At 63.2% G+C, this 24,891-nt stretch carries 22 protein-coding genes; 6 read left to right on the forward strand and 16 right to left on the reverse strand.

Annotated elements, in window-relative coordinates; all coding sequences use genetic code 11:
- Positions 1-61: 61 nt before the first annotated feature.
- The 5 genes from groL to M2S36_RS08400 all read right to left on the reverse strand — a co-directional run bounded on the left by groL (position 62) and on the right by M2S36_RS08400 (position 4,832).
- Positions 62-1,702, reverse strand: a complete 1,641-nt coding sequence (groL, locus tag M2S36_RS08380; protein ID WP_063913287.1) for a chaperonin GroEL — start codon at positions 1,700-1,702, stop codon at positions 62-64.
- Positions 1,703-1,750: 48 nt separating this feature from the next.
- Positions 1,751-2,044: a co-chaperone GroES gene (locus tag M2S36_RS08385; RefSeq protein ID WP_003260750.1), complete on the reverse strand. Its 294-nt coding sequence runs from the start codon at positions 2,042-2,044 to the stop codon at positions 1,751-1,753.
- 334 nt (positions 2,045-2,378) lie between these two features.
- Positions 2,379-2,840, reverse strand: coding sequence for an FxsA family protein (locus tag M2S36_RS08390; RefSeq protein WP_063913288.1), 462 nt, complete (start codon positions 2,838-2,840; stop codon positions 2,379-2,381).
- A 67-nt stretch (positions 2,841-2,907) separates the two neighbouring features.
- Positions 2,908-3,639 (reverse strand): HugZ family pyridoxamine 5'-phosphate oxidase, encoded by a 732-nt coding sequence (locus M2S36_RS08395; RefSeq protein ID WP_063913289.1) that lies wholly within the window; start codon positions 3,637-3,639, stop codon positions 2,908-2,910.
- A 182-nt stretch (positions 3,640-3,821) separates the two neighbouring features.
- Entirely contained in the window at positions 3,822-4,832 is a 1,011-nt protein-coding gene (locus M2S36_RS08400) for a DUF481 domain-containing protein (RefSeq protein WP_207834555.1), read from the reverse strand.
- 166 nt (positions 4,833-4,998) lie between these two features.
- On the opposite strand from M2S36_RS08400, the gene M2S36_RS08405 reads away from it, so the two are divergent.
- Entirely contained in the window at positions 4,999-5,352 is a 354-nt protein-coding gene (locus M2S36_RS08405; protein ID WP_085592113.1) for an MGMT family protein, read from the forward strand.
- A gap of 43 nt (positions 5,353-5,395) precedes the next feature.
- A complete protein-coding gene (locus M2S36_RS08410) occupies positions 5,396-6,943 on the forward strand; it encodes an AmpG family muropeptide MFS transporter (RefSeq protein WP_013974096.1) in 1,548 nt (515 codons plus the stop codon).
- A 133-nt stretch (positions 6,944-7,076) separates the two neighbouring features.
- Here the strand turns inward: M2S36_RS08410 and M2S36_RS08415 are convergent, their stop codons facing one another.
- The 3 genes from M2S36_RS08415 to M2S36_RS08425 form a co-directional block, all read right to left on the reverse strand.
- Positions 7,077-8,321, reverse strand: a complete 1,245-nt coding sequence (locus M2S36_RS08415) for an MFS transporter (protein WP_207834553.1) — start codon at positions 8,319-8,321, stop codon at positions 7,077-7,079.
- Positions 8,322-8,437: 116 nt separating this feature from the next.
- Positions 8,438-9,280: a mechanosensitive ion channel family protein gene (locus M2S36_RS08420; RefSeq protein ID WP_207834551.1), complete on the reverse strand. Its 843-nt coding sequence runs from the start codon at positions 9,278-9,280 to the stop codon at positions 8,438-8,440.
- 113 nt (positions 9,281-9,393) lie between these two features.
- The gene (locus M2S36_RS08425) at positions 9,394-9,879 is read right to left on the reverse strand and encodes a YajQ family cyclic di-GMP-binding protein (protein WP_013974099.1); all 486 of its coding nucleotides are present in this window, start codon (positions 9,877-9,879) and stop codon (positions 9,394-9,396) included.
- Between the two features lie 100 nt (positions 9,880-9,979).
- Here M2S36_RS08425 and M2S36_RS08430 point away from each other — a divergent pair, with 100 nt between their 5' ends.
- From M2S36_RS08430 to M2S36_RS08440, 3 genes are read left to right on the forward strand one after another with little or no spacing between them, the layout of a single operon-like run.
- Positions 9,980-10,897 carry a putative 2-dehydropantoate 2-reductase gene (locus M2S36_RS08430; RefSeq protein ID WP_207834549.1) on the forward strand — a complete coding sequence of 306 codons (918 nt, stop codon included), beginning with the start codon at positions 9,980-9,982 and terminating at the stop codon, positions 10,895-10,897.
- Between the two features lie 37 nt (positions 10,898-10,934).
- Positions 10,935-12,965, forward strand: coding sequence for a sensor histidine kinase (locus M2S36_RS08435; RefSeq protein WP_233687055.1), 2,031 nt, complete (start codon positions 10,935-10,937; stop codon positions 12,963-12,965).
- Between the two features lies 1 nt (position 12,966).
- Positions 12,967-13,533 carry a cob(I)yrinic acid a,c-diamide adenosyltransferase gene (locus M2S36_RS08440; RefSeq protein WP_207834537.1) on the forward strand — a complete coding sequence of 189 codons (567 nt, stop codon included), beginning with the start codon at positions 12,967-12,969 and terminating at the stop codon, positions 13,531-13,533.
- 139 nt (positions 13,534-13,672) lie between these two features.
- Here the strand turns inward: M2S36_RS08440 and M2S36_RS08445 are convergent, their stop codons facing one another.
- The 4 genes from M2S36_RS08445 to secA form a co-directional block, all read right to left on the reverse strand.
- Positions 13,673-14,617 carry a Nudix family hydrolase gene (locus tag M2S36_RS08445; RefSeq protein WP_061303700.1) on the reverse strand — a complete coding sequence of 315 codons (945 nt, stop codon included), beginning with the start codon at positions 14,615-14,617 and terminating at the stop codon, positions 13,673-13,675.
- Positions 14,614-15,246 (reverse strand): glutathione S-transferase family protein, encoded by a 633-nt coding sequence (locus M2S36_RS08450; RefSeq protein ID WP_207834526.1) that lies wholly within the window; start codon positions 15,244-15,246, stop codon positions 14,614-14,616. The genes M2S36_RS08445 and M2S36_RS08450 overlap by 4 nt, the downstream gene beginning before the upstream one ends.
- Positions 15,247-15,378: 132 nt before the next feature.
- The gene (gene argJ / locus M2S36_RS08455) at positions 15,379-16,596 is read right to left on the reverse strand and encodes a bifunctional glutamate N-acetyltransferase/amino-acid acetyltransferase ArgJ (protein WP_063913299.1); all 1,218 of its coding nucleotides are present in this window, start codon (positions 16,594-16,596) and stop codon (positions 15,379-15,381) included.
- A 172-nt stretch (positions 16,597-16,768) separates the two neighbouring features.
- Positions 16,769-19,504: a preprotein translocase subunit SecA gene (gene secA, locus M2S36_RS08460; RefSeq protein WP_063913300.1), complete on the reverse strand. Its 2,736-nt coding sequence runs from the start codon at positions 19,502-19,504 to the stop codon at positions 16,769-16,771.
- Between the two features lie 322 nt (positions 19,505-19,826).
- Between secA and M2S36_RS08465 the strand changes: the two genes are divergently transcribed.
- Positions 19,827-20,282 (forward strand): DUF721 domain-containing protein, encoded by a 456-nt coding sequence (locus M2S36_RS08465; protein WP_063913301.1) that lies wholly within the window; start codon positions 19,827-19,829, stop codon positions 20,280-20,282.
- A gap of 192 nt (positions 20,283-20,474) precedes the next feature.
- Here the strand turns inward: M2S36_RS08465 and lpxC are convergent, their stop codons facing one another.
- The 4 genes from lpxC to M2S36_RS08485 all read right to left on the reverse strand — a co-directional run bounded on the left by lpxC (position 20,475) and on the right by M2S36_RS08485 (position 24,891).
- A complete protein-coding gene (gene lpxC / locus M2S36_RS08470) occupies positions 20,475-21,386 on the reverse strand; it encodes a UDP-3-O-acyl-N-acetylglucosamine deacetylase (protein WP_207834522.1) in 912 nt (303 codons plus the stop codon).
- Between the two features lie 112 nt (positions 21,387-21,498).
- Positions 21,499-22,695 carry a cell division protein FtsZ gene (gene ftsZ / locus M2S36_RS08475; RefSeq protein WP_003260772.1) on the reverse strand — a complete coding sequence of 399 codons (1,197 nt, stop codon included), beginning with the start codon at positions 22,693-22,695 and terminating at the stop codon, positions 21,499-21,501.
- A 55-nt stretch (positions 22,696-22,750) separates the two neighbouring features.
- A complete protein-coding gene (gene ftsA, locus M2S36_RS08480) occupies positions 22,751-24,007 on the reverse strand; it encodes a cell division protein FtsA (RefSeq protein ID WP_015271706.1) in 1,257 nt (418 codons plus the stop codon).
- Between the two features lie 14 nt (positions 24,008-24,021).
- Positions 24,022-24,891, reverse strand: coding sequence for a cell division protein FtsQ/DivIB (locus tag M2S36_RS08485; RefSeq protein ID WP_012274056.1), 870 nt, complete (start codon positions 24,889-24,891; stop codon positions 24,022-24,024).

The following is a 24,891-nucleotide window of genomic DNA, read 5'->3' on the forward strand; positions in this document are numbered from 1 at the left end:
AGCAAAAAGCCCCGGCTCTCACGAGCCGGGGCTTTCTGATGGTGCAGGGGGTAAGGCTGGCTTACATCATGCCGCCCATGCCACCCATGCCGCCCATGTCAGGCATGCCAGCAGCTGGCTTGTCTTCCGGCAGGTCGGCAACCATGGCTTCGGTGGTGATCATCAGACCGCCGATCGAAGCAGCAGCTTGCAGCGCCGAACGGGTGACCTTGGCTGGGTCCAGGATGCCCATCTCGATCATGTCGCCGTATTCGCCGGTGGCAGCGTTGTAACCGAAGTTACCCGAACCTTGCTTGACCTTGTCAGCGACAACGCTTGGCTCGTCGCCGGCGTTGGCAGTGATCTGGCGCAGCGGCGCTTCAACGGCGCGACGCAGCAGGGCGATACCGACGTTCTGGTCTTCGTTGTCGCCTTTGAGGTTGGCAATGGCAGCCAGGGAGCGAACCAGGGCCACACCACCGCCAGGCACCACGCCTTCTTCAACGGCTGCACGGGTAGCGTGCAGGGCGTCTTCAACGCGGGCTTTCTTCTCTTTCATTTCAACTTCGGTGCCGGCACCCACCTTGATCACGGCAACACCGCCAGCCAGCTTGGCCAGACGCTCTTGCAGCTTCTCACGGTCGTAGTCCGAGGAAGTCTCTTCGATCTGGGCACGGATCTGCTTGACGCGTGCTTCGATCTCGCCGTCGGCGCCAGCGCCGTCGATGATGGTGGTGTTTTCCTTGGACAGGATGACGCGCTTGGCGTTACCCAGGTGCTCCAGGGTAGCGGTTTCCAGGGACAGGCCGATTTCTTCGGAGATGACCTGGCCGCCAGTCAGGACGGCGATGTCCTGCAGCATGGCCTTGCGACGGTCGCCGAAGCCTGGGGCCTTGACCGCTGCAACCTTGACGATGCCGCGCATGTTGTTGACTACCAGGGTAGCCAGGGCTTCGCCTTCAACGTCTTCGGCAACGATCAGCAGTGGGCGGCCGGCCTTGGCAACGGCTTCCAGAACTGGCAGCAGCTCGCGGATGTTGGAGATCTTCTTGTCGACCAGCAGCAGCAGCGGGCCTTCCAGCTCGGCAACCATGGTGTCCGGCTTGTTGACGAAGTACGGCGACAGGTAGCCACGGTCGAACTGCATGCCCTCTACAACGGACAGTTCGTTTTCCAGGCCCGAGCCTTCTTCAACGGTGATCACGCCTTCTTTACCGACTTTTTCCATGGCTTCGGCGATGATCTCACCGATGGAGTTGTCGGAGTTGGCGGAGATGGTACCTACCTGGGCGATGGCCTTGGAGTCGGCGCATGGCTTGGACAGGTTCTTCAGCTCGGCGACAACGGCAGCGGTGGCCTTGTCGATGCCGCGCTTCAGGTCCATCGGGTTCATGCCGGCAGCGACGGCTTTCAGGCCTTCGTTGACGATGGCCTGAGCCAGAACGGTAGCGGTGGTGGTGCCGTCACCGGCAGCGTCGTTGGCCTTGGAAGCAACTTCCTTGACCAGCTGGGCGCCCATGTTTTCGAAAGCGTCTTTCAGCTCGATTTCTTTGGCGACGGATACGCCGTCCTTGGTGATGGTCGGCGCGCCGAAGCTCTTGGCCAACACTACGTTGCGGCCTTTCGGGCCCAGGGTAGCTTTTACCGCGTCAGCCAGAACGTTGACACCAACCAGCATTTTTTTACGAGCGGAATCGCCGAATTTTACGTCTTTAGCAGCCATGATCGTTTAATCCTTGGAATTCTTTGGAGTAACGGGAAGTCGGGGAAATCAGCCTTCGATAACGGCGAGAATTTCGTTCTCGGCCATGACCAGCAGGTCTTCGCCATCGACTTTCACGGTGTTGCTGCCCGAGTAAGGGCCGAAAACCACTTTGTCACCCACTTTCACGGCCAGCGCACGCACTTCGCCGTTGTCCAGGATGCGACCGGTGCCGACGGCGACAACTTCGCCGCGGTTTGGTTTTTCAGCGGCCGAACCTGGCAGGACGATACCGCCAGCGGTTTTCGATTCTTCTTCGCTGCGACGGATGACTACGCGGTCATGCAGAGGACGAAGCTTCATTGTCGATCTCTCCCAAATAGTGGTTTTCATCGGCCGGTGTCGACACCGGCGGGTTGATGCTGTCCGGCGTTGCCGGGGGTGGCCCGCAATGGGCGAACCACCTGAGTTATGCCTGGTGTTGCCACCAGAAACCTTGCGGTGACCACTACATGAGGCCGCCATATTCAATTACAAGGCTTGTTTCAGAAAATTTTTCACTAGCGTCTTTGGCCCCGTAAAAAGCTGGGGCCGCTTCGCGCCCCTTTCGCGACACAAGGCCGCTCCCACAGGAGGTATGCGTCCCCTGCCGGAGCGGCCTTGCGTCGGGAAAGGGGCGCGAAGCGGCCCCCGGTTGTTACTTGTCGCGGCGCTCGTACTCGCCTTCGATCACGTTCGGACGGTGCCCGCCATCACGCGGCTGTGCCTGGAACGGGTCGTCCTGGAAGGCGCGCTGGCGCATGGCCTGGGCCTCGGCACGCTCGCGCATCTTGCGCGCAGCCAGGTGACGGGTGAATGGCAGCAGGCACAGCAGGCCCAGCACGTCGCTGATGAAACCTGGCAGCAACAGCAGGCCACCACCAACAGCCAGCATCATGCCCTGGAACATGTCCTCGGCGGGCAGTTCGCCGCGCTGCAGGCTTTCACGGGCGCGCAATGCGGTGGCCAGCCCGGCCACCCGCATCACCAGCACACCCAGGGCGGAGCCGGCGATGATCAGCAGCAGCGCCGGGAAAAAACCGATGGCGGCACTGACCTTCACGAAGACGAACAGCTCCAGCACGGGAAACAGGAGAAACAACAATAGAAAAGCACGCATCAAAGCATTCCTCGTTGGAAGAGAACCTTCCTGTAAGACCAACAGATGGATGCGTGCGCTCGGCTTTTCAACCCTCGACTTCCGTCGCAACCGGCCACTGGTCGGCGCGGGCCAGTAAAACCAGGGCTTCGCGGACTTGTGTCGGTGTGTTGCAAGTACTGGGGAAAGGTAACCAGTGCACCGCCTGACCAATACGCAGGTGCATGCCTTCGCTGTCCACCCCGACCATTTGCGCCGGCGCATGGCGTGGCAAATCGGTCAGCTCCACATAATGGGCGATGGCGTTGGCGTGGTCATTGTTCATGTGCTCGACCATGCTTGCCTCGGCCTTGCCGGCGAACGGGTTGGCCAGGGTCACCTGGTCGAGCCAGTGGATCGCGCCGAAGCCGCCGATGTAGCGGTGGCGCACCGGCTGTAGCACCCAGAAGTCGAAGTCGTGGGCCTTGTGGTAGTTGGCTGCGTCCGGGAAATAGCGGTAGTAACGCTCGGCGGCGGCCTCGATGGCGGCCTCCTCCACCAGCTTGTGTGCCTCGGCCATCACCGTCAGGCGCCCCACGGCCTGTACGTCCTCGGCTTCGCGCTCACCTACCAGCAGCGAGCACTTGGGGTCTTTCTGCAGGTTGTGGGTGTGCTGGGCGATGCGGCTGATCAGGATCAGCGGGTTGCCCTGGGCGTCCAGGCAGTACGGCACGACCGAGCCGAAGGGGTAGCCGGGCATCGACTTGGAATGGGTCGAGAGCACGCCGCGGTATTCCTTGAGCAGCAGCTCCCGGGCGGGACGGATGGCGTTGGTACTCACTTGGGGGCGGCTCCTGGCGGCAGACTGGATGGGGACAAGATAAGCATTATCAGATCCAGTGCCAATGGGGCTGCTTTGCAGCCCATCGCGACACAAGGCCGCTCCCACATGGACCGATGTACATCTTGCCTTTGTGGGAGCGGCCTTGTGTGGCGAAAGGGGCGCAACGCGCCCCCGGCGGTTTACCAGGTAACGCCGAAGCCTGCGGTATAGCGGGTCTTGTCCAGGTCACTGTCCCGCGTACCGGTGATGATGTCCTTCTCCGCCTTGAGGTTGAGCGAGGCCCACTCGGTGACCTTGTAGCGCAGGCCAACCTCGGCATCCAGTGCATAATCGGCCACGCCACCCAGCGGTTTGGCGAACTCGCCGTTGGTGAACAGCTGCACGTTCTTGCCGATCAGGTAGCGGGTGTAGTCCCACTTCACCGCCGCAGAATAGAAGTTGTCCTTGGCGCCATCCTGGTATTCGAAGTCGGTGCGGTTGATCAGCGAACCCAGCGAGAACGCGCCCAGTTCGTCGTCCCAGAACTGGTAACCCGGGCCGGTACCCACGGTGCGCTGGCGGGCCAGGTCTTCGATGCGGTCGCGCTTGTACTCCATGCGCCCCTGCCAGAACCACTTCTCGGTGAGGAAGCGGTCCAGGGCATACTCGGCACTCCAGTTGTCGGTGGTGGTGACGTCGTCCTTGGTCTCGCGGTTGTATTCGCCTTCGGCGTTGTGCCGCCAGCGGCCATGGCGGGCGCTGGTCTTGAAACCGACGTCGTAGTCGTCGGTGTCGTTCTCGGCGCGCTTGTAGTCCAGCGCCACGTCAACGTTGCCCTTCCACACGAAGTCCTCGACCAGCGGCTTGGGCTTCATGATCTGCTCGATGCTGGCCAGCTCCACGGTCTTCGGCGCATCGCCATTGGCCAGGGTCACCTTGCCGGGCTCGGCGGCCTTCAGCGACTTGGCCCGCTCACCGCTGTAGGCGTCCTGCTTGACCAGCATTTCCTGGTCGCTCTGCAGGGTCTGGACCTCTTTCCAGTCCAGGGCGATGGAACCGCCATAGGGGGTTTCCAGCAGCAGCTTGCCGCCGTCGAAGACTTTGATCTTGCCGCTGAGCCGATCACCGTTCTTCATCCACACGGTGTCGGCGAACACCGGGGAGGCGCACAGGGAAACAGCAAGCAGGCACAACAAGGATCTAGAATACATAAGCGGGCTATTGTTTGCAGACTACGGGTTCGATTTGACGAAAAAAGCCGGGCATTATCCAGATAACGACGACCAGAGCAAGGACAGACCGGGAGCATGCCGTTGAGTTCAACTCTCATTTGCCAGACCGCCGGTCCGGTTTCATCTGCAGCCCAGGGAGGGCCTGATGTCTGATGGATATGAACACGCCCTCGACTCCGCCGAGGGCCGACGGACGGCGCTGTATTCGGTACTCGGCCAAGTGCCGGCCGGCAAGGTGGTCAGCTATGGCCAGCTGGCCGAGCTGGCGGGGCTTGGGCGGGCGGCACGCTGGGTCGGGCGCACCCTTGGGCAACTGCCCGCGGACACCCGTCTGCCCTGGCACCGGGTGCTCGGCGCAGGCGGCCGGCTGAGCCTGGCACTGGGTACCCCGTCGGGGGATGAACAACGGGCGCGGCTGCGCGCGGAGGGTGTAAATGTAACCAACAATCGTGTGGATATGACGCGCCATGGCTGGCGCCCGATGGAGCACAGCGGTTAGAGTGCGCGCTTTGTTTTCGCAAACTTGAGGCAGATGTTGGCCCATGCCCCGTAAAACCTGGCGCGCTGCGCTTGCTGCCTATGCCAGCCCGTCAACCTTGGTACTTTTGCTGCTCGGCTTCGCCGCCGGTCTGCCCTACATGCTGGTGTTCTCCACCCTTTCGGTGTGGTTGCGCGAAGCGGGCGTGGCCCGCGAGACCATTGGTTACGCCAGCCTGATCGGCCTGGCCTACGCCTTCAAGTGGGTGTGGTCACCGCTGCTCGACCAATGGCGCCTGCCGCTGCTCGGCAGCCTGGGGCGCCGGCGTTCGTGGCTGCTGCTGTCGCAGGCGCTGGTGGTGATCGGGCTGGTCGGCATGAGCCTGTGCGACCCGCAGCAGCACCTGTCATGGCTGATCGCCCTGGCGGTACTGGTGGCCTTCGCTTCGGCCACCCAGGACATCGCCGTCGATGCCTACCGCCTGGAAATCGCCGACGACCAGCGCCAGGCCGCGCTCGCCGCCAGCTACATGGCCGGCTACCGGGTGGCGGCCCTGCTGGCCACGGCTGGTGCACTGTTCTTCGCCGAGTGGTTCGGCTCCACCGGTTTCAGCTACCTGCACAAGGCCTGGGCCGGCACCTACGTCATGTTCGCGGTGATGATGCTGCCCGCCGTATTCACCACCCTGATCATGCGCGAGCCACCCGTGCCCATGCGTACCCAGCTGTCGGCAGCGCGCTATGGGCTGGTGCACCAACTGGCCTCGGTGTTCGTGCTGATCATCCTGCTGGTGTCAGTACCGGCCAGCTTCACCCAGATGTTCAATACCGGCTGGTCCAGCGTCATCTCCGGTGATGCCACGCCACTGGACCTGCTGCTGGAAGACCGCGCCTTCCTGCGCCTGATCCTCTATGTGCTGCTGACCTGGGCGTGCCTGTCGAGCCTGGGCCGTCGCGGCCTGGCCCCGGTGCTGACCCCGGTCAACGACTTCATCGCCCGCTACCGCTGGCAGGCCTTGCTGTTGCTCGGCCTGATCGCCACCTATCGCATGTCGGACACGGTCATGGGCGTGATGGCCAACGTGTTCTACATCGACATGGGCTTCACCAAGGACCAGATCGCCAGCGTCAGCAAGATCTTCGGCCTGATCATGACTTTGGTCGGCGCCGGGGTTGGCGGCCTGCTGATCGTGCGCTTCGGCATCATGCCCATCCTGTTCATCGGCGGTGCGGCCTCGGCGGGCACCAACATCCTGTTCCTGATGCTGGCCGACATGGGCCCGAACCTGCAAATGCTGGTGGTAACCATCTCGCTGGACAACTTCAGCTCCGGCCTGGCCACTTCGGCTTTCGTCGCTTACCTGTCGAGCCTGACCAACCTGAAGTTCTCGGCTACCCAGTATGCGTTGCTCAGCTCGATCATGCTGCTGTTGCCGAGGCTGATCGGGGGGTATTCAGGGGTCATGGTGGAGAAGTTCGGTTACCACGACTTCTTCCTGATCACTGCCCTGCTGGGCGTGCCGACGTTGATCCTGATTGCCCTGCAATGGCGCCAGGAAGCCGGGCCGGGCAAGCCGGTGGCTGAGGAAGGTTCGGCGGCCGAGCGGCCCTGACAGATTTGTATTGCCTGTACCGGCCTCTTCGCGGGCTTGCCCGCTCCCACAGGTAAAGCACTGCCCTTGAGAGCTGTGCAGTCCCTGTGGGAGCGGGCAAGCCCGCGAAGAGGCCGGTACAGGTAATCAAAGATTATTGAGTGACAGCCCCTTCCCCAGGCCGCCCACCCACCACGAACCACAGCGGCCACAGCGCCAAGGCCCCCGCCACACCCGCCGCCAGGGCAAAGTGCAGCAAGCTGGCCCCGGCACCAATCATCGCCAGCACCGCCCCACCCAGCCCCAGCAAGGCAATGGTGATCATCCCCAGCATGGCCGAGACCAGGCCTTTGCTCTGCTCGCTGGCGAACAGCGTCATGCGATACAGCACCGCGTTGGCCACGCCCAACCCCAGCGCGTACAGCGACATGCCCGCCACCACGCTGGTCACGCTTGGCCAGTACCAGGTCGCCAGCAGCATCAGGCACAGGCCGGCCAGGTAAGGCCACAACGCACCGCGCACCAGCGCCGGCAGCGGATAGCGGTCGGCGATGCGGTTGATGATCAGGTTGCCAAGGATCAGTCCGCCAAACACCGGCAACTGCCACAAGGCGTACGCCATGGTGCTCAACCCCTCGTCGTGGATCAGCAGCACCGGTGACAGGCCAATCCAGCCAATCAGCGGCAAACCGACCAGGCCCAGGGCTGCGCTGCCAGCGACAAAGCGACGGTTGGCCAGCAACTGGCCGTAACCGGCCAGCAGCGGCAGCAGGTGGATCGGCGTGAACGCCAGGCGCGAGCCGTCACGGCGCTCCACGCCCAGGGTTTCCGGCATCAGCCGGTACAGCAACAGCCAGGCCACGACCGCGCCGATGGCAAAGGCCACGAACAGCCAGCGCCAGTCCAGCCACTGCAGCAGCAAGGTGCCCACCAGCGGCCCGAGCAGTGGCGAGAGCAAGGCGATATTGGCCAGCAGGGCCATCATGCGCACGGCGTCCGCCTCACTGAAGGCTTCGTTCAGGGCCGGGTAGCTGACCGTGACCACAAAGCCCAGGCCGATACCCTGCAGCAGGCGCAGCACGTTGAACAGGCCGATGTCGTGGACCCAGAAGGAGGCCAGGCAGGCCGCGCCGAAGAACGCGCAACCGGTCAGCAGCAACGGGCGCCGGCCATAGCGGTCGGCCAGCGGGCCGATCAGCCATTGCAGCACCACGCCGCCCAGCAGGTACAGGTTGAGGGCGTGGGGAATGTATTCGGGGCTGGCGTTCAGGTCGCCGACCACCACCGGCATGGCCGGCATGACGGCATCGCTGGCCAGGTAGGTGAGCAGCTCGAACAGGGCCAGGGTCAGGCCGAACAGCAAGGCGCGCAGGGGGGTGATGTACAGCAGTGGTTTCATGATGGCGTATCGGGTGTGGCAGGTGGGGTCAGGCTATATGCCAGAAATCCCGGGGTATTGCTGTGAACAAGTGTAAAAAAGCCGGGGCCGCTTTGTGCCCCGGCTTCAGCGCGGTATTACTGCGCTGCAGTCTCCTGCACCACGCGAATCACCCGCTGCGGGAACGGAATGTCGATCCCTTCGGCCTTCAACCGGTCACGCGCATGCTCGTTGAGCATGAACATCACATCCCAGTAATCGGCGGTCTTGGTCCACAAGCGCAACGACACGGTGATCGAGCTGTCGCCCAGGGTCGCGACCACCGCCTGCGGCGCCGGGTCGGACAGCACACGCGGGTCCTGCGCCAGCTCCAGCAACACGTTGCGGGCCTTCTGCAGGTCGGCCTCATAGTCCACGCCCACGTCGAACACCACCTTGCGCGTCGGCTGGCGGTTGGTGTTGGTGATGATGCCGTTGGACAGGCTGCCGTTGGGCATGATCACGGTCTTGTTGTCACCGGTACGCACCACGGTGTGGAAGATCTGGATGCTGTCGACGGTACCGGCCACGCCTTGCGCCTCGATCCAGTCACCGATGCGGAACGGGCGGAATAGCAGGATCAGCACACCACCGGCGAAGTTTGCCAGGCTGCCCTGCAACGCCAGACCGATGGCCAGCGTGGCACCACCAATCGCGGCCACGAACGAAGTGGTCTCAATGCCGATCATCGAGGCAACGCTGATCGCCAGCATGACCTTGAGGATGATGTTAGCCAGGGTGCGGATGAAGCCCTGCAGTGCCGGGTCTTGTACGCGCAAACCCACCAGCCTGGCGAGTCGATCACTGACCACGTTGGTAAGCCACCAGCCGATCGCCAAGGTCAGCAGTGCCAGCAGCAGGCGGCTGCCGTATTCCATGATCAAGGGGACCCAGGTCTGCGATTGGCGGACCAGCTGATCGACTTCAGCGCTCAAATCCATATTCATCTCCTGATGCCGAGCGGCATGTACACGTATAGCAGGCCGCCGTCGGTTCGGCGGCCATGGCCCCCATGGACATCATTACGCCATCGGGGTTCCGGACAACCCTGCGATCAGTCGCGGAAGTTGTTGAACTGCAGCGGCATGTCGAATTCCTTGGTACGCAGCAGGGCAATGGCTTCCTGCAGGTCGTCACGCTTTTTACCGGTAACGCGCACCTGCTCGCCCTGGATCGCGGCCTGCACTTTCAGCTTGGCATCCTTGATGGTGGCGACGATCTTCTTCGCCAGGTCCTTGTCGATGCCTTCGCGGAACTTGGCTTCCTGCTTCTTTTCCTTGCCCGAGGCGTACGGGTCCTTGGTTTCCAGGCACTTCACGTCGATCTTGCGCTTGACCAGCGCCAGGCGCAGGATTTCCAGCATCGCTTCGAGCTGGAACTCTTCCTCGGCGGTGAGCATCACGGTCTGCTCTTTGTCCTTGAACTCGAAGGTACCCTTGCCCTTGAGGTCGTAGCGGCGGTCCAGATCCTTGATGGCGTTGTCGACCGCGTTCTGCACTTCGTGCTTGTCCAGTTCCGATACCACGTCGAACGAAGGCATGGTTGTTCTCCCAAAATAAAAGCGCGCTCAGGCTGAAGATGGAGCGCGCTGGGTTTGACGGTTAAAATGCGGGCTCATTATAACGGGTTGCGAAACGCATATGAGCAGCACCTGGCATATTCTCGGCGCCGGCAGCCTGGGCAGCCTATGGGCTTGCCGCCTGGCGCGCGCGGGCAAGGCAGTGCGCCTGATCCTGCGTGACGGGCAACGGCTGCAGGCCTACCAGCAGGCCGGCGGCCTGACCCTGGTCGAACAGGACCAGCCCCGCCACTTCGCCATCCCCGCCGAAACCGCGCAGGCACCCGGCCCGATCCATCGCCTGCTGGTGGCCTGCAAGGCCTACGACGCCGCCCCGGCTATCGCCGGCGTGGCACCGCGTCTGGCCGAGGGCGCCGAAGTGCTACTGCTGCAGAACGGCCTGGGCAGCCAGGACGAAGTCGCCGACCTGGTGCCGCGCACGCGCTGCATCTTCGCCTCCAGTACCGAAGGGGCGTTTCGCGAGGGTGACTGGCAGGTACGCTTTGCCGGCCACGGCTTCAACTGGCTGGGTGACCCACGCAACCCGACGATCCCGGCCTGGTTCGACGACCTGCACCAGGCGGGTATCCCCGCCGAGTGGACGCTGGACATCCTCACCCGCCTGTGGCGCAAGCTGGCGCTCAACTGTGCCATCAACCCGCTGACCGTACTGCACGACTGCCAGAACGGCGGGCTGCTGGGGCACCTGGGTGAAGTGGATGCCCTGTGCGGCGAGCTGGCCCAACTGCTGCGCCGCTGTGGCCAGCCAGAAGCGGCAGACGGGCTGGACGAAGAAGTACAGCGGGTGATCCTCGCCACCGCGGCCAACTACTCTTCCATGTACCAGGATGTACGCGCAGGCCGACGCACCGAGGTGCACTACCTGCTTGGCCACGCCTGTCGCGCCGCCGGCCGCCATGGCCTGCAGCTGCCAGAGCTGGAACGCCTGCTGCAGCGCCTGGTCGATAACCTGCGCGTGCGTGGTTTGCCCTGCGACTGACGCGGCCCTTTAAACGGATACGGATATTGCCTAGCCCATGACCTTGCGCCAACGCCTGGAAAACCTCCCGGTCGGGCAGAAACTGCTGGCGGCCCTGCTGGTGTTGCTGGTGACCATCTTGCTGGTGGCCAACCTCACTTTCATCAGCGCCGCCTACTGGATTACCCAGGAAAGCATGGCACCGCAGGCACTGCACACCATCGGCCGGCTGGTGGCCAACCCGCAGCTGGCGGCACGCGCCGGCGATGCGCCGGACACCGCCAGCGCCCTGCTCAAGGAACTGGACAGCTATACGCCGCTGCGCGCCGCCGCTGTCTATGGAGGCGATGGCCGCATACTGGCGCAGTTGCAGCACGGCGAGCCGCTGGCCCTGCCCAGGCGTTTTCGCGACATTGACGGCTGGCGCCTGATGGAGTTTCGCAGCACCCAGCTGATCCGCATGCCACGTGACGCCAACCCGCCAGCGCACCTGCTGCTGGTGGCCAGCAGCGAATTGCCCACAGCCTTCTACACCGGCACTCTCAGCGCCAGCCTGGGCATCCTGGTGTTCAGCATCCTGCTGTGGATCGTCATTGCCCGGCAAATCAAACGCCTGATCACCCAGCCGATCAACCAGCTCGAAGAGCTCAGCCGCCAGGTCACCCGCGAAGAGAGCTATGCCCTGCGTGCGCAGCGCGGCAACGACGACGAAATCGGCAGCCTGGCCGAAGCGTTCAACACCATGCTCTCGCGCATCGAGGCCCGCGAACAGCAACTCAAGCGCACCCGCGACGAGTTCCAGGAGGCCTATGACCAGGCCCAGGGCCTGGCCGAGGAAACCCGCCACACCAACCGCAAACTGGAGCTGGAAGTCCAGGTGCGCAGCAAGATCGAGAAAAAACTCACCGGTTTCCAGAACTACCTCAACAGCATCATCGACTCGATGCCCTCGGCGCTGATCGCCCTCGACGAACAGCTCTACGTGACCCAGTGGAACCACGAAGCCACGGTGCTTTCCGGCACGCCACTGGACGAAGCGCTGAACCAGCCGATCTTCATCGCCTTCGAACCGCTCAAGCCGTTCCTGCCGCAGTTGAAGGAAACCGTGGAGAAACACCGCGTTGCGAAGATCGAGCGGGTCACCTGGCCCAAAGGCGACGACCTGCGCCACTACGCCCTGACCTTCTACCCGCTGACCGGTGGCGGCGGCCGTGGCGTGGTCATCCGCATCGACGACATCACCCAGCGCCTGTCGCTGGAAGAAATGATGGTGCAATCGGAGAAGATGCTTTCGGTCGGTGGCCTGGCCGCCGGCATGGCCCACGAGATCAACAACCCGCTAGGCGCGATCCTGCACAACGTGCAGAACATCCGCCGGCGCCTGTCACCAGAGCTGCCGCGCAACCAGGAGCAGGCCGAGGAACTGGGCATCGACCTGCCCACGGTCAACCGCTACCTGGAGAGCCGCGAAGTGCCGCAATTGCTCGACGGCATCCAGCAGGCCGGTGCCCGGGCGGCAAAGATCGTCACCCACATGCTCAGTTTCAGCCGACGCAGCAATCGCCAGCTGGCACCGTGCGACCTGCCGGCGCTGATCGACCAGGCGGTGGAGATTGCCAGCAACGACTTCGACCTGGCCATCGGCTTCGACTTCAAGGGCCAGGCCATCGTGCGCCAGTTCGACCCCGAACTGGGGCCGGTGCCATGCACCGCCAACGAACTGGAGCAGGTGCTGCTCAACCTGCTGAAAAACGCCGCCCAGGCCATCCACCAGCGGCCGCAGCCGAGCGAGCCCGGGCGCATCATCCTGCGTACCCGCTTGAACCCGCCATGGGCGGAAATCCAGGTCGAGGACAACGGCGTCGGCATGCCCGAGGGGGTGCGCAAGCGCACTTTCGAACCGTTCTTCACCACCAAGGAAATCGGCCAGGGCACCGGCCTGGGCCTGTCGGTCTCGTACTTCATCATCACCAACAACCACAAGGGGCAGATGGAAGTACAGTCCACGCCCGGCCAGGGCACCTGCTTCACCCTGCGCCTGCCCCTCGGCCAGCCGGCAACGGCGGCGCCGGCCAAAACGGAGAAGTGACATGGGCTACCGCCTGTCGAAGATCTACACCCGCACCGGCGACAAAGGCGAAACAGGCCTGGGCGACGGACGCCGGGTGCCCAAGGACCACCCACGGATCGAGGCCATTGGCGAGGTGGACAGCCTGAACAGCCAGTTGGGTTTGCTACTGGCGGGGCTGGCCGAACAAGGGCTGGATGAAGTGAGCGCGGTGTTGGCGCCGTGTCAGCACCGCTTGTTCGACCTGGGTGGTGAGTTGGCGATGCCCAGTTACCAGGCGTTGAACCAGGCGGAGGTGGAACGGCTGGAGGCGGCGATCGATGTGTGGAACGAAGAGCTGGGGCCGTTGAAGAACTTCATTTTGCCCAGTGGTTCGGCGCTGGTGGCACAGGCACATGTGTGCCGCAGCCTGGCGCGCAGTGCGGAGCGGCGGTGTCAACAGTTGAATGCGCTGGAGCCGTTGGCGGGGGTTGGGTTGGCGTATATCAACCGGCTTTCGGACCTGCTGTTTGTGGCGGCGCGGATCATTGGGCGGCGGCAAGGGGTAGCAGAGGTTTTGTGGCAGCCTGCACCAAAGCCGGAGGTTTGAGATTGCCGGGGCTGCTGTGCAGCCCTTCGCGGGCTTGCCCGCTCCCACAGGTACGGCACAGGTTTCAGGGCTTGTGAGTTTCCTGTGGGAGCGGGCAAGCCCGCGAATGGGCCGCAAAGCGGCCCGAATTACAGGCGACTCAGATCTCAGGCCAGAACGCCCGGATCCCGGCAACACCCTGCGCCCCCGCTTCCCAAGCCTGCTCGCGCTCACCCGGCCCTACCCCACCCAGCAGGTAGACCGGCTTGTTGAAGCCGGCGATCAACCGCTGCGCCTCATCCCACCCCAACGGCACCGCCTCGGGGTGAGTCCGGGTCGCCTGGACAGGCGACAGGGTGACAAAGTCCACGCCCATCTGCTCCGCCAGCGCCAACTCTTCAGCACTGTGACAGGACGCCGCCAGCCAGCGCTCCTTGGGGAACGGCCGGCCGTTGGCGGCATACTTGCGCAGTTGTGCAGCCGTCAGGTGCCAACCCGCGGCAGGAAAATCGCCCAACCACTCCAGCGGCCCCTTGAGCATCAGCTGCGCCTTGCCCGCGCACAGGCCGACCGCATCCACCGCCACATCGCGGTACTTGGGGTCGTACATGTCCGGGGCACGCAACTGGATCAGGCGAATGCCGCTGGCCACCGCCTTCTGGATGCCCTTGAGCATCTGCGGCACTTCCAGGCCATCAGGGGTGATCAGGTACTGGTCCGGCAGGCGCGCGGCCGCAACGATCGGTTTATTGGCCTCGGGGAATTCGTACTGGGGCAAATCGCGCGGGGCAACCCACTCCAGCGGTTGGCCCTCGGCACCATGCGGCTCGCCAGTGAACGCCTCGACTTCACGCACGTCCAGCAGCACCTGCTTGTCCGGGTAGTCGTGGCTGACCTTGATCAGCGCGCGCGAACGGCTCACCTCGATGCCCAGCTCCTCGCGCAGCTCGCGGGCCAGCGCTGCCTCGACACCTTCACCCTCTTCCACCTTGCCGCCCGGGAATTCCCACAGGCCGCCCTGGTGCTGGGTATCGGCACGGCGTGCGATCAGAATGCGGCCGTCAGTACCACGAATGACGGCGGCTACAACATGAATCCGTTTCACCCTTCACGCTCCGCCAGGCCAGCCTGCTGCCAGGCCTGGAAGGCCGGCCACTGGTAAATGGTTTCGATATAGGCAGCCGCCTGCGCAGGCACTTCCACGCGGTAGGTGCGCAGGCGCACGGCCACCGGGGCGAAGAAGGCATCGGCCAGGCTCGGCTTGCCGAACAGGAACGGGCCGCTGTCCTTGGCCGCCAGGCGGCATTCCGACCACAGTGCAACGATACGGTCGATATCGATTTGAACCTCCAGCGGCACGCTGTCCAGCGCCTGGTCGCGCGACAGGTCGAACGGCATCGCGCCGCGCAGGGCGAAGAAGCCACTGTGCATCTGCGCGCAGGCCGAACGGGCCTGGGCCCGGGCCGCCACGTCGGCAGGCCACAGCTGGGCGTCGGGGTGGCGTTCGTTGAGGTATTCGGCAATGGCCAGCGAGTCGGCGATCACACCGTGCCCGGTCTTGAGCAGCGGTACCTTGCCGGTGGCAGAGAAGGCGAGGATGCGCTGACGGGTGTCAGGCTGGTTGAGTTTGATCAGGGTTTCTTCGTAGGGCACGCCAGCCAGCTCGAGAGCCAGGGCGCCACGCAGCGACCAGGAGGAATACAGCTTGTCGCCGATGATCAGGTGATAGCTCATGGTTCGGCTCCATCGTTTGGGAATTTTGGGGCTGCTCTGCAGCCCCTCTCGCGACACAAGGCCGCTCCCACATGAAGCGGTGTACGCAGGAGCCTTGTGTCGCGAAAGGGCCGCAAAGCGGCCCCAATTACATCAGGTACGGTACTCGGCGTTGATCTTCACGTACTCGTGGGACAGGTCGGTGGTCCAGATGGTTTCGCTGCACTGGCCACGGCCCAGCTCGATACGGATGGTGATCTCTTCCTGGGCCATTACCTTGGCACCCTGGTCTTCGGTGTAGCTCGGGCTGCGGCCGCCTTTGCTGGCAATGCACACGCTGTCCAGGTACACATCGATCAGGCTCACATCCAGCTCTGGTACGCCGGCACGGCCAACGGCAGCGAGGATGCGGCCCCAGTTCGGGTCGGAAGCGAACAGCGCGGTCTTGATCAGTGGCGAGTGGGCCACGGCATAGCCGACGTCCAGGCACTCCTGGTGGTTGCCACCGCCGTTGACCTGCACGGTCACGAACTTGGTAGCGCCTTCGCCATCACGGACGATGGCCTGGGCCACTTCCATGCACACTTCAAACACCGCCTTCTTCAGCGCTTCGAACAGTGCGCCGCTGGCTTCGGTGACTTCCGGCAGATTGGCCTTGCCGGTGGCGATCAGCATGCAGCAGTCGTTGGTCGAGGTGTCGCCATCGATGGTGATACGGTTGAACGACTTGTTGGCGCCGTCCAGCATCAGGTCCTTGAGCACCTTTGGTGCCACCTTGGCGTCGGTGGCGATGTAGCCGAGCATGGTGGCCATGTTCGGACGGATCATGCCTGCCCCCTTGCTGATGCCGGTGACGGTAACGGTCACGCCATCGTGCTGGAACTGGCGGCTGGCACCCTTGGGCAGGGTGTCGGTGGTCATGATGCCGGTGGCAGCTTCGGCCCAGTGGTTTTCCGACAGGTTGTCGAGGGCGGCCTGCAGCGCGCCTTCGATCTTCTCGACCGGCAGCGGCTCGCCGATTACACCGGTGGAGAACGGCAGTACCGACTCGGCCGGTACACCGGCCAGTTCGGCCAGCTTGGCGCACGTACGTTCGGCGGCGGCCAGGCCTGGCGCGCCGGTGCCGGCGTTGGCGTTACCGGTGTTGGTCAGCAGGTAGCGCACGGTGCCCTGTACACGCTGCTTGGACAGGATCACCGGCGCCGCGCAGAAGGCGTTGAGGGTGAACACGCCAGCCACGCTGGAGCCTTCGGCACAGCGCATGACCACCACATCCTTGCGCCCCGGGCGCTTGATGCCGGCAGAAGCGATGCCGAGTTCAAAACCCGGAACCGGGTGCAGGGTGGGCAAAGGACCAAGACCAACAGCCATTAGAGCGCTCCTAGAAAATACGGTTGATATCGAAAAGCGGGGCCGCTTCACGCCCCATCGCGACACAAGGCCGCTCCCACATAGGACGGCGCAGCGTTGCGGCTGTGCGCTATCCCTGTGGGAGCGGCCTTGTGTCGCGACAGGGCCGCAACGCGGCCCCATTCAGGTCAGATCACTCGATCTGCCCGTGGCAATGCTTGAACTTCTTGCCCGAGCCACACCAGCACGGCTCGTTGCGGCCCAGCTTTTGTTCGTTGCGCACCGGTGCAGAGGCGACGGCCACTTCGGCGCCCTCCTCGCTCAGTTGCTCGCTTTCCAGGCCCGGAGCAGCGGCATGCTGGAACTGCATGCGGCTGGCCAGTTCCTCGGCCTCGCGGCGCAGGCGGGCTTCCTCTTCGACCGGGTCTTCGCGGCGTACCTGAACGTGCGACAGCACACGGATGGTGTCGCGCTTGATCGACTCGAGCAGCTCCTGGAACAGGCTGAAGGATTCGCGCTTGTACTCCTGCTTCGGGTTTTTCTGCGCATATCCACGCAGGTGAATACCGTGACGCAGGTGGTCCATGGTCGACAGGTGGTCTTTCCACAGGTCGTCCAGCACGCGCAGCAGGATCTGCTTCTCGAAGGTACGCAGGGCTTCGATACCGGCCTGGTCTTCCTTCTCGGTGTACGCGCTGGTGATTTCGTTCAGCAGCTTCTCGCGCAGGGTCTCTTCGTAGAGGTGATCGTCCTCGTCGAGCCACTGCTGGATCGGCAGCTTCATGGCGAAATCGCTGGCCAGCGAAGCTTCCAGGCCGGCCACGTCCCACTGCTCGGGCAGCGACTGCGGCGGAATGTGCTGGCTGATGGTAGCGTCCAGTACTTCCTTGCGGAATTCGACGATGGTGTCGCCGATGTTCTCGGCGGCCAGCAGGCTGTTGCGCATGTGGTAGATCACCTTGCGCTGCTCGTTGGCCACGTCGTCGTATTCCAGCAACTGCTTGCGGATGTCGAAGTTGCGGCCTTCGACCTTGCGCTGGGCCTTCTCGATGGCGTTGGTGACCATGCGATGCTCGATGGCCTCGCCCGACTGCATGCCCAGCGCCTTCATGAAGTTCTTCACCCGGTCAGAGGCGAAGATACGCATCAGGCTGTCTTCCAGCGACAGGTAGAAGCGGCTGGAACCCGGGTCGCCCTGACGGCCGGAACGGCCACGCAGCTGGTTGTCGATACGGCGCGATTCGTGGCGCTCGGAAGCGATCACGTGCAGGCCACCCGACTCGATCACTTGCTGGTGGCGCTTCTGCCAGTCGGCCTTGATCTGGGCGATCTGCTCGGCGGTGGGGTTTTCCAGGGCGGCCACTTCGGCTTCCCAGTTACCGCCCAGCAGGATGTCGGTACCACGACCGGCCATGTTGGTGGCGATGGTCAGGGCACCTGGCGCACCGGCTTGCGCGATGATCTCCGCTTCCTTCTCGTGGTACTTGGCGTTGAGCACCTTGTGGTCGATACCTTCCTTCTTCAGGAGGTTGGACATGTGCTCGGAGGTTTCGATGGTCGCAGTACCCACCAGCACCGGGCGGCCCTGGGTCATGCTTTCCTTGATGTCGGCGATGATCGCGGCGTATTTCTCGTCGGCGGTCAGGTACACCAGGTCGTTGAAGTCCTTGCGCGCCAGCGGCTTGTTCGGCGGAATGACCATCACGTTGAGGGCGTAGATCTGGGCGAACTCGAACGCTTCGGTATCGGCGGTACCGGTCATGCCGGACAGCTTGGTGTACAGGCGGAAGTAGTTCTGGAAGGTGGTCGAAGCCAGGGTCTGGCTCTCGGCCTGGATGTTCAGGTTTTCTTTCGCTTCGATGGCCTGGTGCAGGCCTTCGGACAGGCGACGGCCGGGCATGGTACGGCCGGTGTGTTCGTCGATCAGCAGGACCTGGCCGTCCTGGACAATGTACTCGACGTTGCGGTGGAACAGCTTGTGCGCGCGCAGGCCGGCGTAGACGTGGGTCAGCAGGCTCAGGTTGTGCGCCGAGTACAGGCTCTCGCCCTCGGCCAGCAGGCCCGACTGGGTGAGCATTTCCTCGATGTACTGGTGACCGGCTTCGTTCAGCTCGACCTGGCGGCTCTTCTCGTCGATGGTGAAGTGGCCTTCCTGGGTGACCTGGCCTTCCACTTCCTCGATGTGCTGCTTCAGGCGCGGGATCAGGCGGTTGATCTCGATGTACAGCTTGGAGCTGTCCTCGGCCTGGCCGGAGATGATCAGCGGGGTACGCGCTTCGTCGATGAGGATGGAGTCGACTTCGTCGATCACGGCGAAGTTCAGTTCACGCTGGAACTTCTCCTCCTGGCTGAACGCCATGTTGTCGCGCAGGTAGTCGAAACCGAATTCGTTGTTGGTGCCGTAGGTGATGTCGGACGCGTAGGCAGCGCGCTTTTCTTCCGGCGGCTGGAAGGCCGAGACGATGCCGACCGACAGGCCGAGGAACTCGTACAGCGGGCGCATCCAGTTGGCGTCGCGGCGGGCCAGGTAGTCGTTGACGGTGACCACGTGCACGCCCTTGCCGGACAGTGCGTTGAGGTACACGGCCAGGGTACCGACCAAGGTCTTGCCTTCACCGGTACGCATTTCTGCGATCATGCCCTCGTGCAGGGTCATGCCACCGATCAGCTGCACGTCGAAGTGGCGCATGCCCATCACGCGCTTGCCGGCCTCACGGGCCACGGCGAAGGCTTCAGGCAGCAACTGGTCCAGTGTCTCGCCTTTGGCCAGGCGCTCCTTGAACTCTGCGGTCTTGCCCCGCAGTTGCTCGTCGGAGAGGGCCACCATCTTCTCTTCGAGAGCATTGACGATGTTCACCGTCTTGAGCATGCGTTTGACTTCACGCTCGTTCTTGCTTCCAAAAAGTTTCTTTAACAAAGGCGCAAACATATCGGCAGGATCTTCCACACGTAGGGATGGAGGGCGGCCCCATGAGTCGCCCGTGCAGCCCTTAGGCCGCATGCGAACGAGCATTCTACCCGGAAACGATGGTGAAGAAAGTGGTGGATTGCCACGATGCTTGTACAGCGTTTTGGCGGGGGCTTGTTTTAGATAGGGGCATTTTCCCTGAGTTCAAGGTTCGGGAAGATGAAACGTATCGAGAATGAGTCTTGTCTGTTGTTAACTGTGGGAGCGGGTTCATCCGCGAAGAGGCCGGGGTCAGGCTATAGAGGTGTTAGACTGCGGACCATGTAACCTCATGCGTACTCCCATGGCCTACAAACCCTCCCCCGCCCAGCCGCCCTCCGCCCTGCTCCGCCAGGTGCGCCCGCTGCGCCTGCTGCTGAACCAGGCCGAACGCCTGGAACACCTGCAGCGCCTGCTGGAAAGCCAGCTGCAACCGGCCGCCCGCGAGCACTGCCATGTGGCGTCGTGGCGCGATGGCACATTGTTGCTGGTGGTAACCGACGGCCACTGGGCCACTCGTCTGCGCTATCAGCAAAAACGCTTGCTGGCGGCATTACAGGCGATGGAAGCATTCGGCAACCTCAGGCGTATCCTGTACAAGGTGCAGCCGCCGCTGGTGCCGGCCAAGCGTGGTGGCCATGCCGCAGAGCTGTCGAACAACGCGGCCGAGAGCCTGCGCGATACCGCCGAGGGCATCAACGACCCCAAGCTGCGCGCGGCACTGGAAAGGCTGGCAGCTCATGCCCAGGACAAGCGCTGACACCTTCGGGACTGCTGCGCAGTCCATTCGCGGGCACGCCCGCTCTCATAGAACTGCACATAACTCATTGAATTAGCGGGGACTCTGTGGGAGCGGGCGTGCCCGCGAATGGCCGGACCTGCCGGGCAAAATGCGTCAGCCATAAAAAAGGCCACCCGAAGGTGGCCTTAATGAACTAGAGAGTGTTCGAACTTACACGGCCGCAACAGGGCGCATGTACGAGATCGGTGCCGTGCTGGCATCTTCGAAAGTGACCACTTCCCAGGCGTCTTTTTCGGCAATCAGCTTGCGCAGCAGCTGGTTGTTCAGCGCGTGTCCGGACTTGTAGCCCTTGAACTCGCCGATCAGGCTGTTGCCCAGCAGATAAAGGTCGCCAATGGCGTCGAGGATCTTGTGCTTGACGAATTCGTCATCGGAACGAAGGCCGTCTTCGTTGAGCACACCGGTCTCGTCGACCACGATGGCGTTCTCGACACTGCCACCCAACGCAAGGTTGTGCTTGCGCAGGTACTCGATGTCACGCATGAAGCCGAAGGTACGCGCGCGGCTGACTTCCTTCACGAACGAGGTGCTGGAGAAGTCGACGACCGCACTCTGGGTCTGGCCCTTGAGGACCGGGTGATCGAAGTCGATCTCGAAGCTCACCTTGAAGCCGTCGAAAGGCAGGAACGTGGCGCGCTTGTCGCCCTCTTCCACGGTTACCTCACGCAGGATGCGGATGAACTTCTTGGCTGCGTCCTGTTCTTCCAGGCCGGCAGACTGAATCAGGAATACAAAGGGTCCGGCGCTGCCATCCATGATCGGCACTTCCGAGGCGGAGAGCTCGACGTAGGCGTTATCGATGCCCAGGCCCGCCATGGCGGAGAGCAGGTGCTCGACCGTATCGACCTTGACGTCACCGTTGACCAGCGTCGTCGACATGGTTGTCTCGCCGACGTTGGCCGCGCGCGCCGGGATTTCGACCACAGGGTCGAGGTCGGCGCGGCGGAAGACGATGCCGGTGTCAACAGGTGCAGGCTTGAGGGTCAGGTAAACCTTCTCCCCGGAGTGCAGACCGACACCTGTGGCACGGATGGTATTCTTCAGGGTGCGTTGTTTAATCATGGCATTGGCCGCTTCAGCGCAAATTGCGAACAGGTATCAACAAAGGCTGGGGATGATAACAGACCCAACCTTTGATGAATACCAATCACCTTTATACCCCTGATAAATTCCATTAATCAGCCTGACGACGCAGGAATGCCGGGATATCAAGGTAGTCCAGGTCATCCTGAGGGTTCAGTTTAGCGGCTGCAGCAGCCCCTGCATGGGCCTGGTTGCGCATTACGGTCGGGCGCTCCAGGTCACGGTAGTTGACCGCAGGCTGCTCCTGGCGAACCGGCGCCGGGTTGGATGCCTCGTACACCTGCTGGGCAGTCTGCAGGGTGTTGTCGACCACCTTCACAGGCTTCTCGATGCGCGCGCCAAGGCCAGTGGCCACTACGGTCACGTGCAGCTCGTCACGCATGTCCGGGTCGATCACGGTACCGACCTTGACCATGGCGTGGTCGGAGGCGAAGGCTTCGATGATGCTACCCACGTCGGAGTACTCGCCCAGCGACAGGTCCGGGCCTGCGGTGATGTTCACCAGGATACCGCGGGCGCCCTGCAGGTTGACGTCTTCCAGCAGCGGGTTGCGAATTGCTGCCTCGGTGGCTTCACGCGCACGGTTCGGGCCGCTGGCACAGCCAGTACCCATCATGGCCATGCCCATTTCACCCATCACGGTACGCACGTCGGCGAAGTCGACGTTGATCATGCCCGGGCGCTTGATGATATCGGAGATACCACGCACGGCACCGGCCAGTACGTCGTCAGCCTTGGCGAAGGCGGACAGCAGGCTGGCATCCTTGCCCAGGATGGTCAGCAGCTTCTCGTTGGGGATGGTAATCAACGAGTCGACGCTTTCAGCCAGCATGCGGATGCCTTCATCGGCAATCTGCATGCGCTTGCGGCCTTCGAACGGGAACGGACGGGTCACCACGGCAACGGTGAGAATGCCCATTTCCTTGGCCACTTCGGCGATGATCGGCGCTGCACCGGTACCGGTACCGCCGCCCATGCCAGTGGTGATGAACACCATGTTGGTGCCCTGCAGCACTTCAGCGATGCGCTCACGGTCTTCCAGCGCGGCCTGGCGGCCGACTTCCGGGTTGGCACCGGCACCCAGGCCTTTGGTCACGCCAGTGCCCAATTGCAGGATGGTGCGCGCGCCGATGTTTTTCAGCGCCTGGGCATCGGTGTTGGCGCAGATGAATTCCACGCCTTCGATGCTGCTCTTGACCATGTGATTGACGGCGTTGCCACCACCACCACCAACGCCGATCACCTTGATGACCGGGCTTTGCGGGACGTTGTCTACGAGCTCGAACATTTTCCCTCTCCTTACAGTTCTCTAGTTGTCGCGCCTACCACTACTGCTTTGAAACTTAGAAGTTGCCCTGGACCCAGCGCTTGAAGCGTTCAAGCACTGGAGCCTTCGGTTCATCGCCATAGCTGTTGTTGCTGCTGTTACCGGTCAAGGGCAGGTCTTCGGTCTGCTTCTGCAGGCCGTAGGTGAGCAAGCCCACGCCGGTGGAATAGATCGGGTTGCGAACCACGTCGCTAAGCCCCCGAACGCTGTGCGGTACGCCCAGGCGTACCGGCATGTGGAAGATTTCCTCGGCCAGTTCCACGGCGCCTTCCATCTTCGCGGTGCCGCCGGTCAGGACGATGCCGGCCGGCACCAGGTCCTCGTAGCCGCTGCGGCGCAATTCGGCCTGGATCAAGGTGAAGAGCTCGTCGTAACGTGGCTCCACCACCTCGGCCAGGGCCTGACGCGACAGCTCGCGCGGTGGGCGATCACCCACGCTCGGCACCTTGATGGTCTCGCCGGCGCCAGCCAGTTTGGCCAGGGCGCAGGCGTAGCGGATCTTGATTTCTTCGGCGTACTGGGTCGGGGTACGCAGGGCCATGGCGATATCGTTGGTCACCTGGTCGCCGGCAATCGGGATCACCGCGGTGTGACGGATCGCGCCCTCGGTGAAGATGGCGATGTCGGTGGTGCCACCACCAATGTCCACCAGGCACACGCCCAGTTCTTTTTCATCGTCGGTCAGCACCGAGTAGGCCGAGGCCAGCTGTTCGAGGATGATGTCGTCGATTTCCAGGCCGCAGCGGCGGACGCACTTCTCGATGTTCTGCGCCGCGTTGACCGCGCAGGTGACCACGTGGACCTTGGCTTCCAGACGTACGCCCGACATGCCCAGCGGCTCGCGCACGCCTTCCTGGTTGTCGATCACGTAGTCCTGCGGCAGGGTGTGCAGCACGCGCTGGTCGGCCGGGATGGCCACGGCCTGGGCGGCGTCGAGTACGCGCTCCAGGTCGGCCAGGCTGACCTCGCGGTCGCGGATGGCGACGATGCCGTGGGAGTTCAGGCTGCGGATGTGGTTGCCGGCCACGCCGACGAAGGCCGAGTGGATGCGGCAGCCGGCCATCAGCTGCGCCTCTTCCACGGCGCGCTGGATCGACTGCACGGTGGACTCGATGTTCACCACCACGCCTTTTTTCAGGCCACGGGAGGGATGGGTACCGATCCCGACGATCTCCAGGGTACCGTCCTCGCCCACTTCGCCCACCAGCGCTACCACCTTGGAGGTGCCGATGTCCAGCCCGACGATCATTTTGCCGCTATGCGCGTTTGCCATGGTCCTGCCTCTCTCTAATTCTTCGCAACGGCGGGTTGGGCCGTCGTCGGTGCAATCGGTTCCCGCCAACCAACGGCAAGTCCGTTGGAATAACGCAGATCAATGCGGGCGATAGTGGTGATCTGGTCTTTGAGTGTTTTGTCGTATATGGCAATGAAACGGCGCATTTTCTCCACCAGATGGTCGCGCCCCAGCAGCAGCTCGATGCCCGGCCCGGCGCTGCTCGCGCCGGTGGTCAGGAACCAGCTGCCTCGCTCGCGCAGCTCCAGGCGAGCGATGGAAAAGCCCAGGGGGCGCAGCATCTGGCTCAATACCTGATACTGCTGCATGACTTGTTGCTGAGCACGCTGCGGCCCGGCCAGCTGCGGCAGATGCTCGTAGTTGGCCAGCTCGCGCGGGGTGAAGGCCTGGCCCTGGTTGTTGAGCAAGGCTTCGTCACCCCAGCGTGCCACCGGCAACTGTTCTTCCAGGCGGATCACCACCTCGTCGGGCCATACCCGGCGCACTTCGGCATGGGCAATCCACGGCATCTGTTCGAGCTCGGCGCGCATCGCCGGCAGGTCGACGCTGAAGAAGCTCGCCGCCACGTAGGGCGCGATACGCTGCTGCACCGACTGCTGGCTGATGTAGCTGAGGTCACCCTGCACGTCGATCTTGGTGATCGGCCGGTCGGCGTATGGCATCAGGCGAATGGCGCCCTCATAGGCGCCAAACCCGGCCGCCACCAGCAGCACCGGCCACAGCAGGCGCTTGAGCCCCCCCAGGCTTGGCCGCGGCAGGCGCGCCGATACGGGCTCGTCGGCCACCAGCCGACTGGCACCACGCGGCACCGGCTTGCTACGGCCGGTAACGGGTTGCTGCTGACGTATCATCGCGCCTTGCAT

The sequence above is a fragment of the Pseudomonas sp. SF2 genome (assembly GCF_036858055.1).
GTDB lineage: Bacteria > Pseudomonadota > Gammaproteobacteria > Pseudomonadales > Pseudomonadaceae > Aquipseudomonas.

Excerpts from the sequence above, each read along its gene's own strand:
- lpxC (WP_207834522.1), bottom strand. The coding sequence starts at position 21,386 with ATGATTAAACAACGCACCCTGAAGAATACCATCCGTGCCACAGGTGTC.
- M2S36_RS08420 (WP_207834551.1), bottom strand. The coding sequence starts at position 9,280 with ATGGATTTGAGCGCTGAAGTCGATCAGCTGGTCCGCCAATCGCAGACC.
- M2S36_RS08415 (WP_207834553.1), bottom strand. The coding sequence starts at position 8,321 with ATGAAACCACTGCTGTACATCACCCCCCTGCGCGCCTTGCTGTTCGGC.
- M2S36_RS08465 (WP_063913301.1), top strand. The coding sequence starts at position 19,827 with ATGGCCTACAAACCCTCCCCCGCCCAGCCGCCCTCCGCCCTGCTCCGC.
- argJ (WP_063913299.1), bottom strand. The coding sequence starts at position 16,596 with ATGGCTGTTGGTCTTGGTCCTTTGCCCACCCTGCACCCGGTTCCGGGT.
- M2S36_RS08450 (WP_207834526.1), bottom strand. The coding sequence starts at position 15,246 with ATGAGCTATCACCTGATCATCGGCGACAAGCTGTATTCCTCCTGGTCG.
- M2S36_RS08435 (WP_233687055.1), top strand. The coding sequence starts at position 10,935 with ATGACCTTGCGCCAACGCCTGGAAAACCTCCCGGTCGGGCAGAAACTG.
- M2S36_RS08425 (WP_013974099.1), bottom strand. The coding sequence starts at position 9,879 with ATGCCTTCGTTCGACGTGGTATCGGAACTGGACAAGCACGAAGTGCAG.
- M2S36_RS08400 (WP_207834555.1), bottom strand. The coding sequence starts at position 4,832 with ATGTATTCTAGATCCTTGTTGTGCCTGCTTGCTGTTTCCCTGTGCGCC.
- M2S36_RS08390 (WP_063913288.1), bottom strand. The coding sequence starts at position 2,840 with ATGCGTGCTTTTCTATTGTTGTTTCTCCTGTTTCCCGTGCTGGAGCTG.
- ftsA (WP_015271706.1), bottom strand. The coding sequence starts at position 24,007 with ATGGCAAACGCGCATAGCGGCAAAATGATCGTCGGGCTGGACATCGGC.
- M2S36_RS08440 (WP_207834537.1), top strand. The coding sequence starts at position 12,967 with ATGGGCTACCGCCTGTCGAAGATCTACACCCGCACCGGCGACAAAGGC.
- M2S36_RS08485 (WP_012274056.1), bottom strand. The coding sequence starts at position 24,891 with ATGCAAGGCGCGATGATACGTCAGCAGCAACCCGTTACCGGCCGTAGC.
- groL (WP_063913287.1), bottom strand. The coding sequence starts at position 1,702 with ATGGCTGCTAAAGACGTAAAATTCGGCGATTCCGCTCGTAAAAAAATG.
- M2S36_RS08430 (WP_207834549.1), top strand. The coding sequence starts at position 9,980 with ATGAGCAGCACCTGGCATATTCTCGGCGCCGGCAGCCTGGGCAGCCTA.
- M2S36_RS08410 (WP_013974096.1), top strand. The coding sequence starts at position 5,396 with ATGCCCCGTAAAACCTGGCGCGCTGCGCTTGCTGCCTATGCCAGCCCG.
- M2S36_RS08405 (WP_085592113.1), top strand. The coding sequence starts at position 4,999 with ATGTCTGATGGATATGAACACGCCCTCGACTCCGCCGAGGGCCGACGG.
- M2S36_RS08385 (WP_003260750.1), bottom strand. The coding sequence starts at position 2,044 with ATGAAGCTTCGTCCTCTGCATGACCGCGTAGTCATCCGTCGCAGCGAA.
- secA (WP_063913300.1), bottom strand. The coding sequence starts at position 19,504 with ATGTTTGCGCCTTTGTTAAAGAAACTTTTTGGAAGCAAGAACGAGCGT.
- ftsZ (WP_003260772.1), bottom strand. The coding sequence starts at position 22,695 with ATGTTCGAGCTCGTAGACAACGTCCCGCAAAGCCCGGTCATCAAGGTG.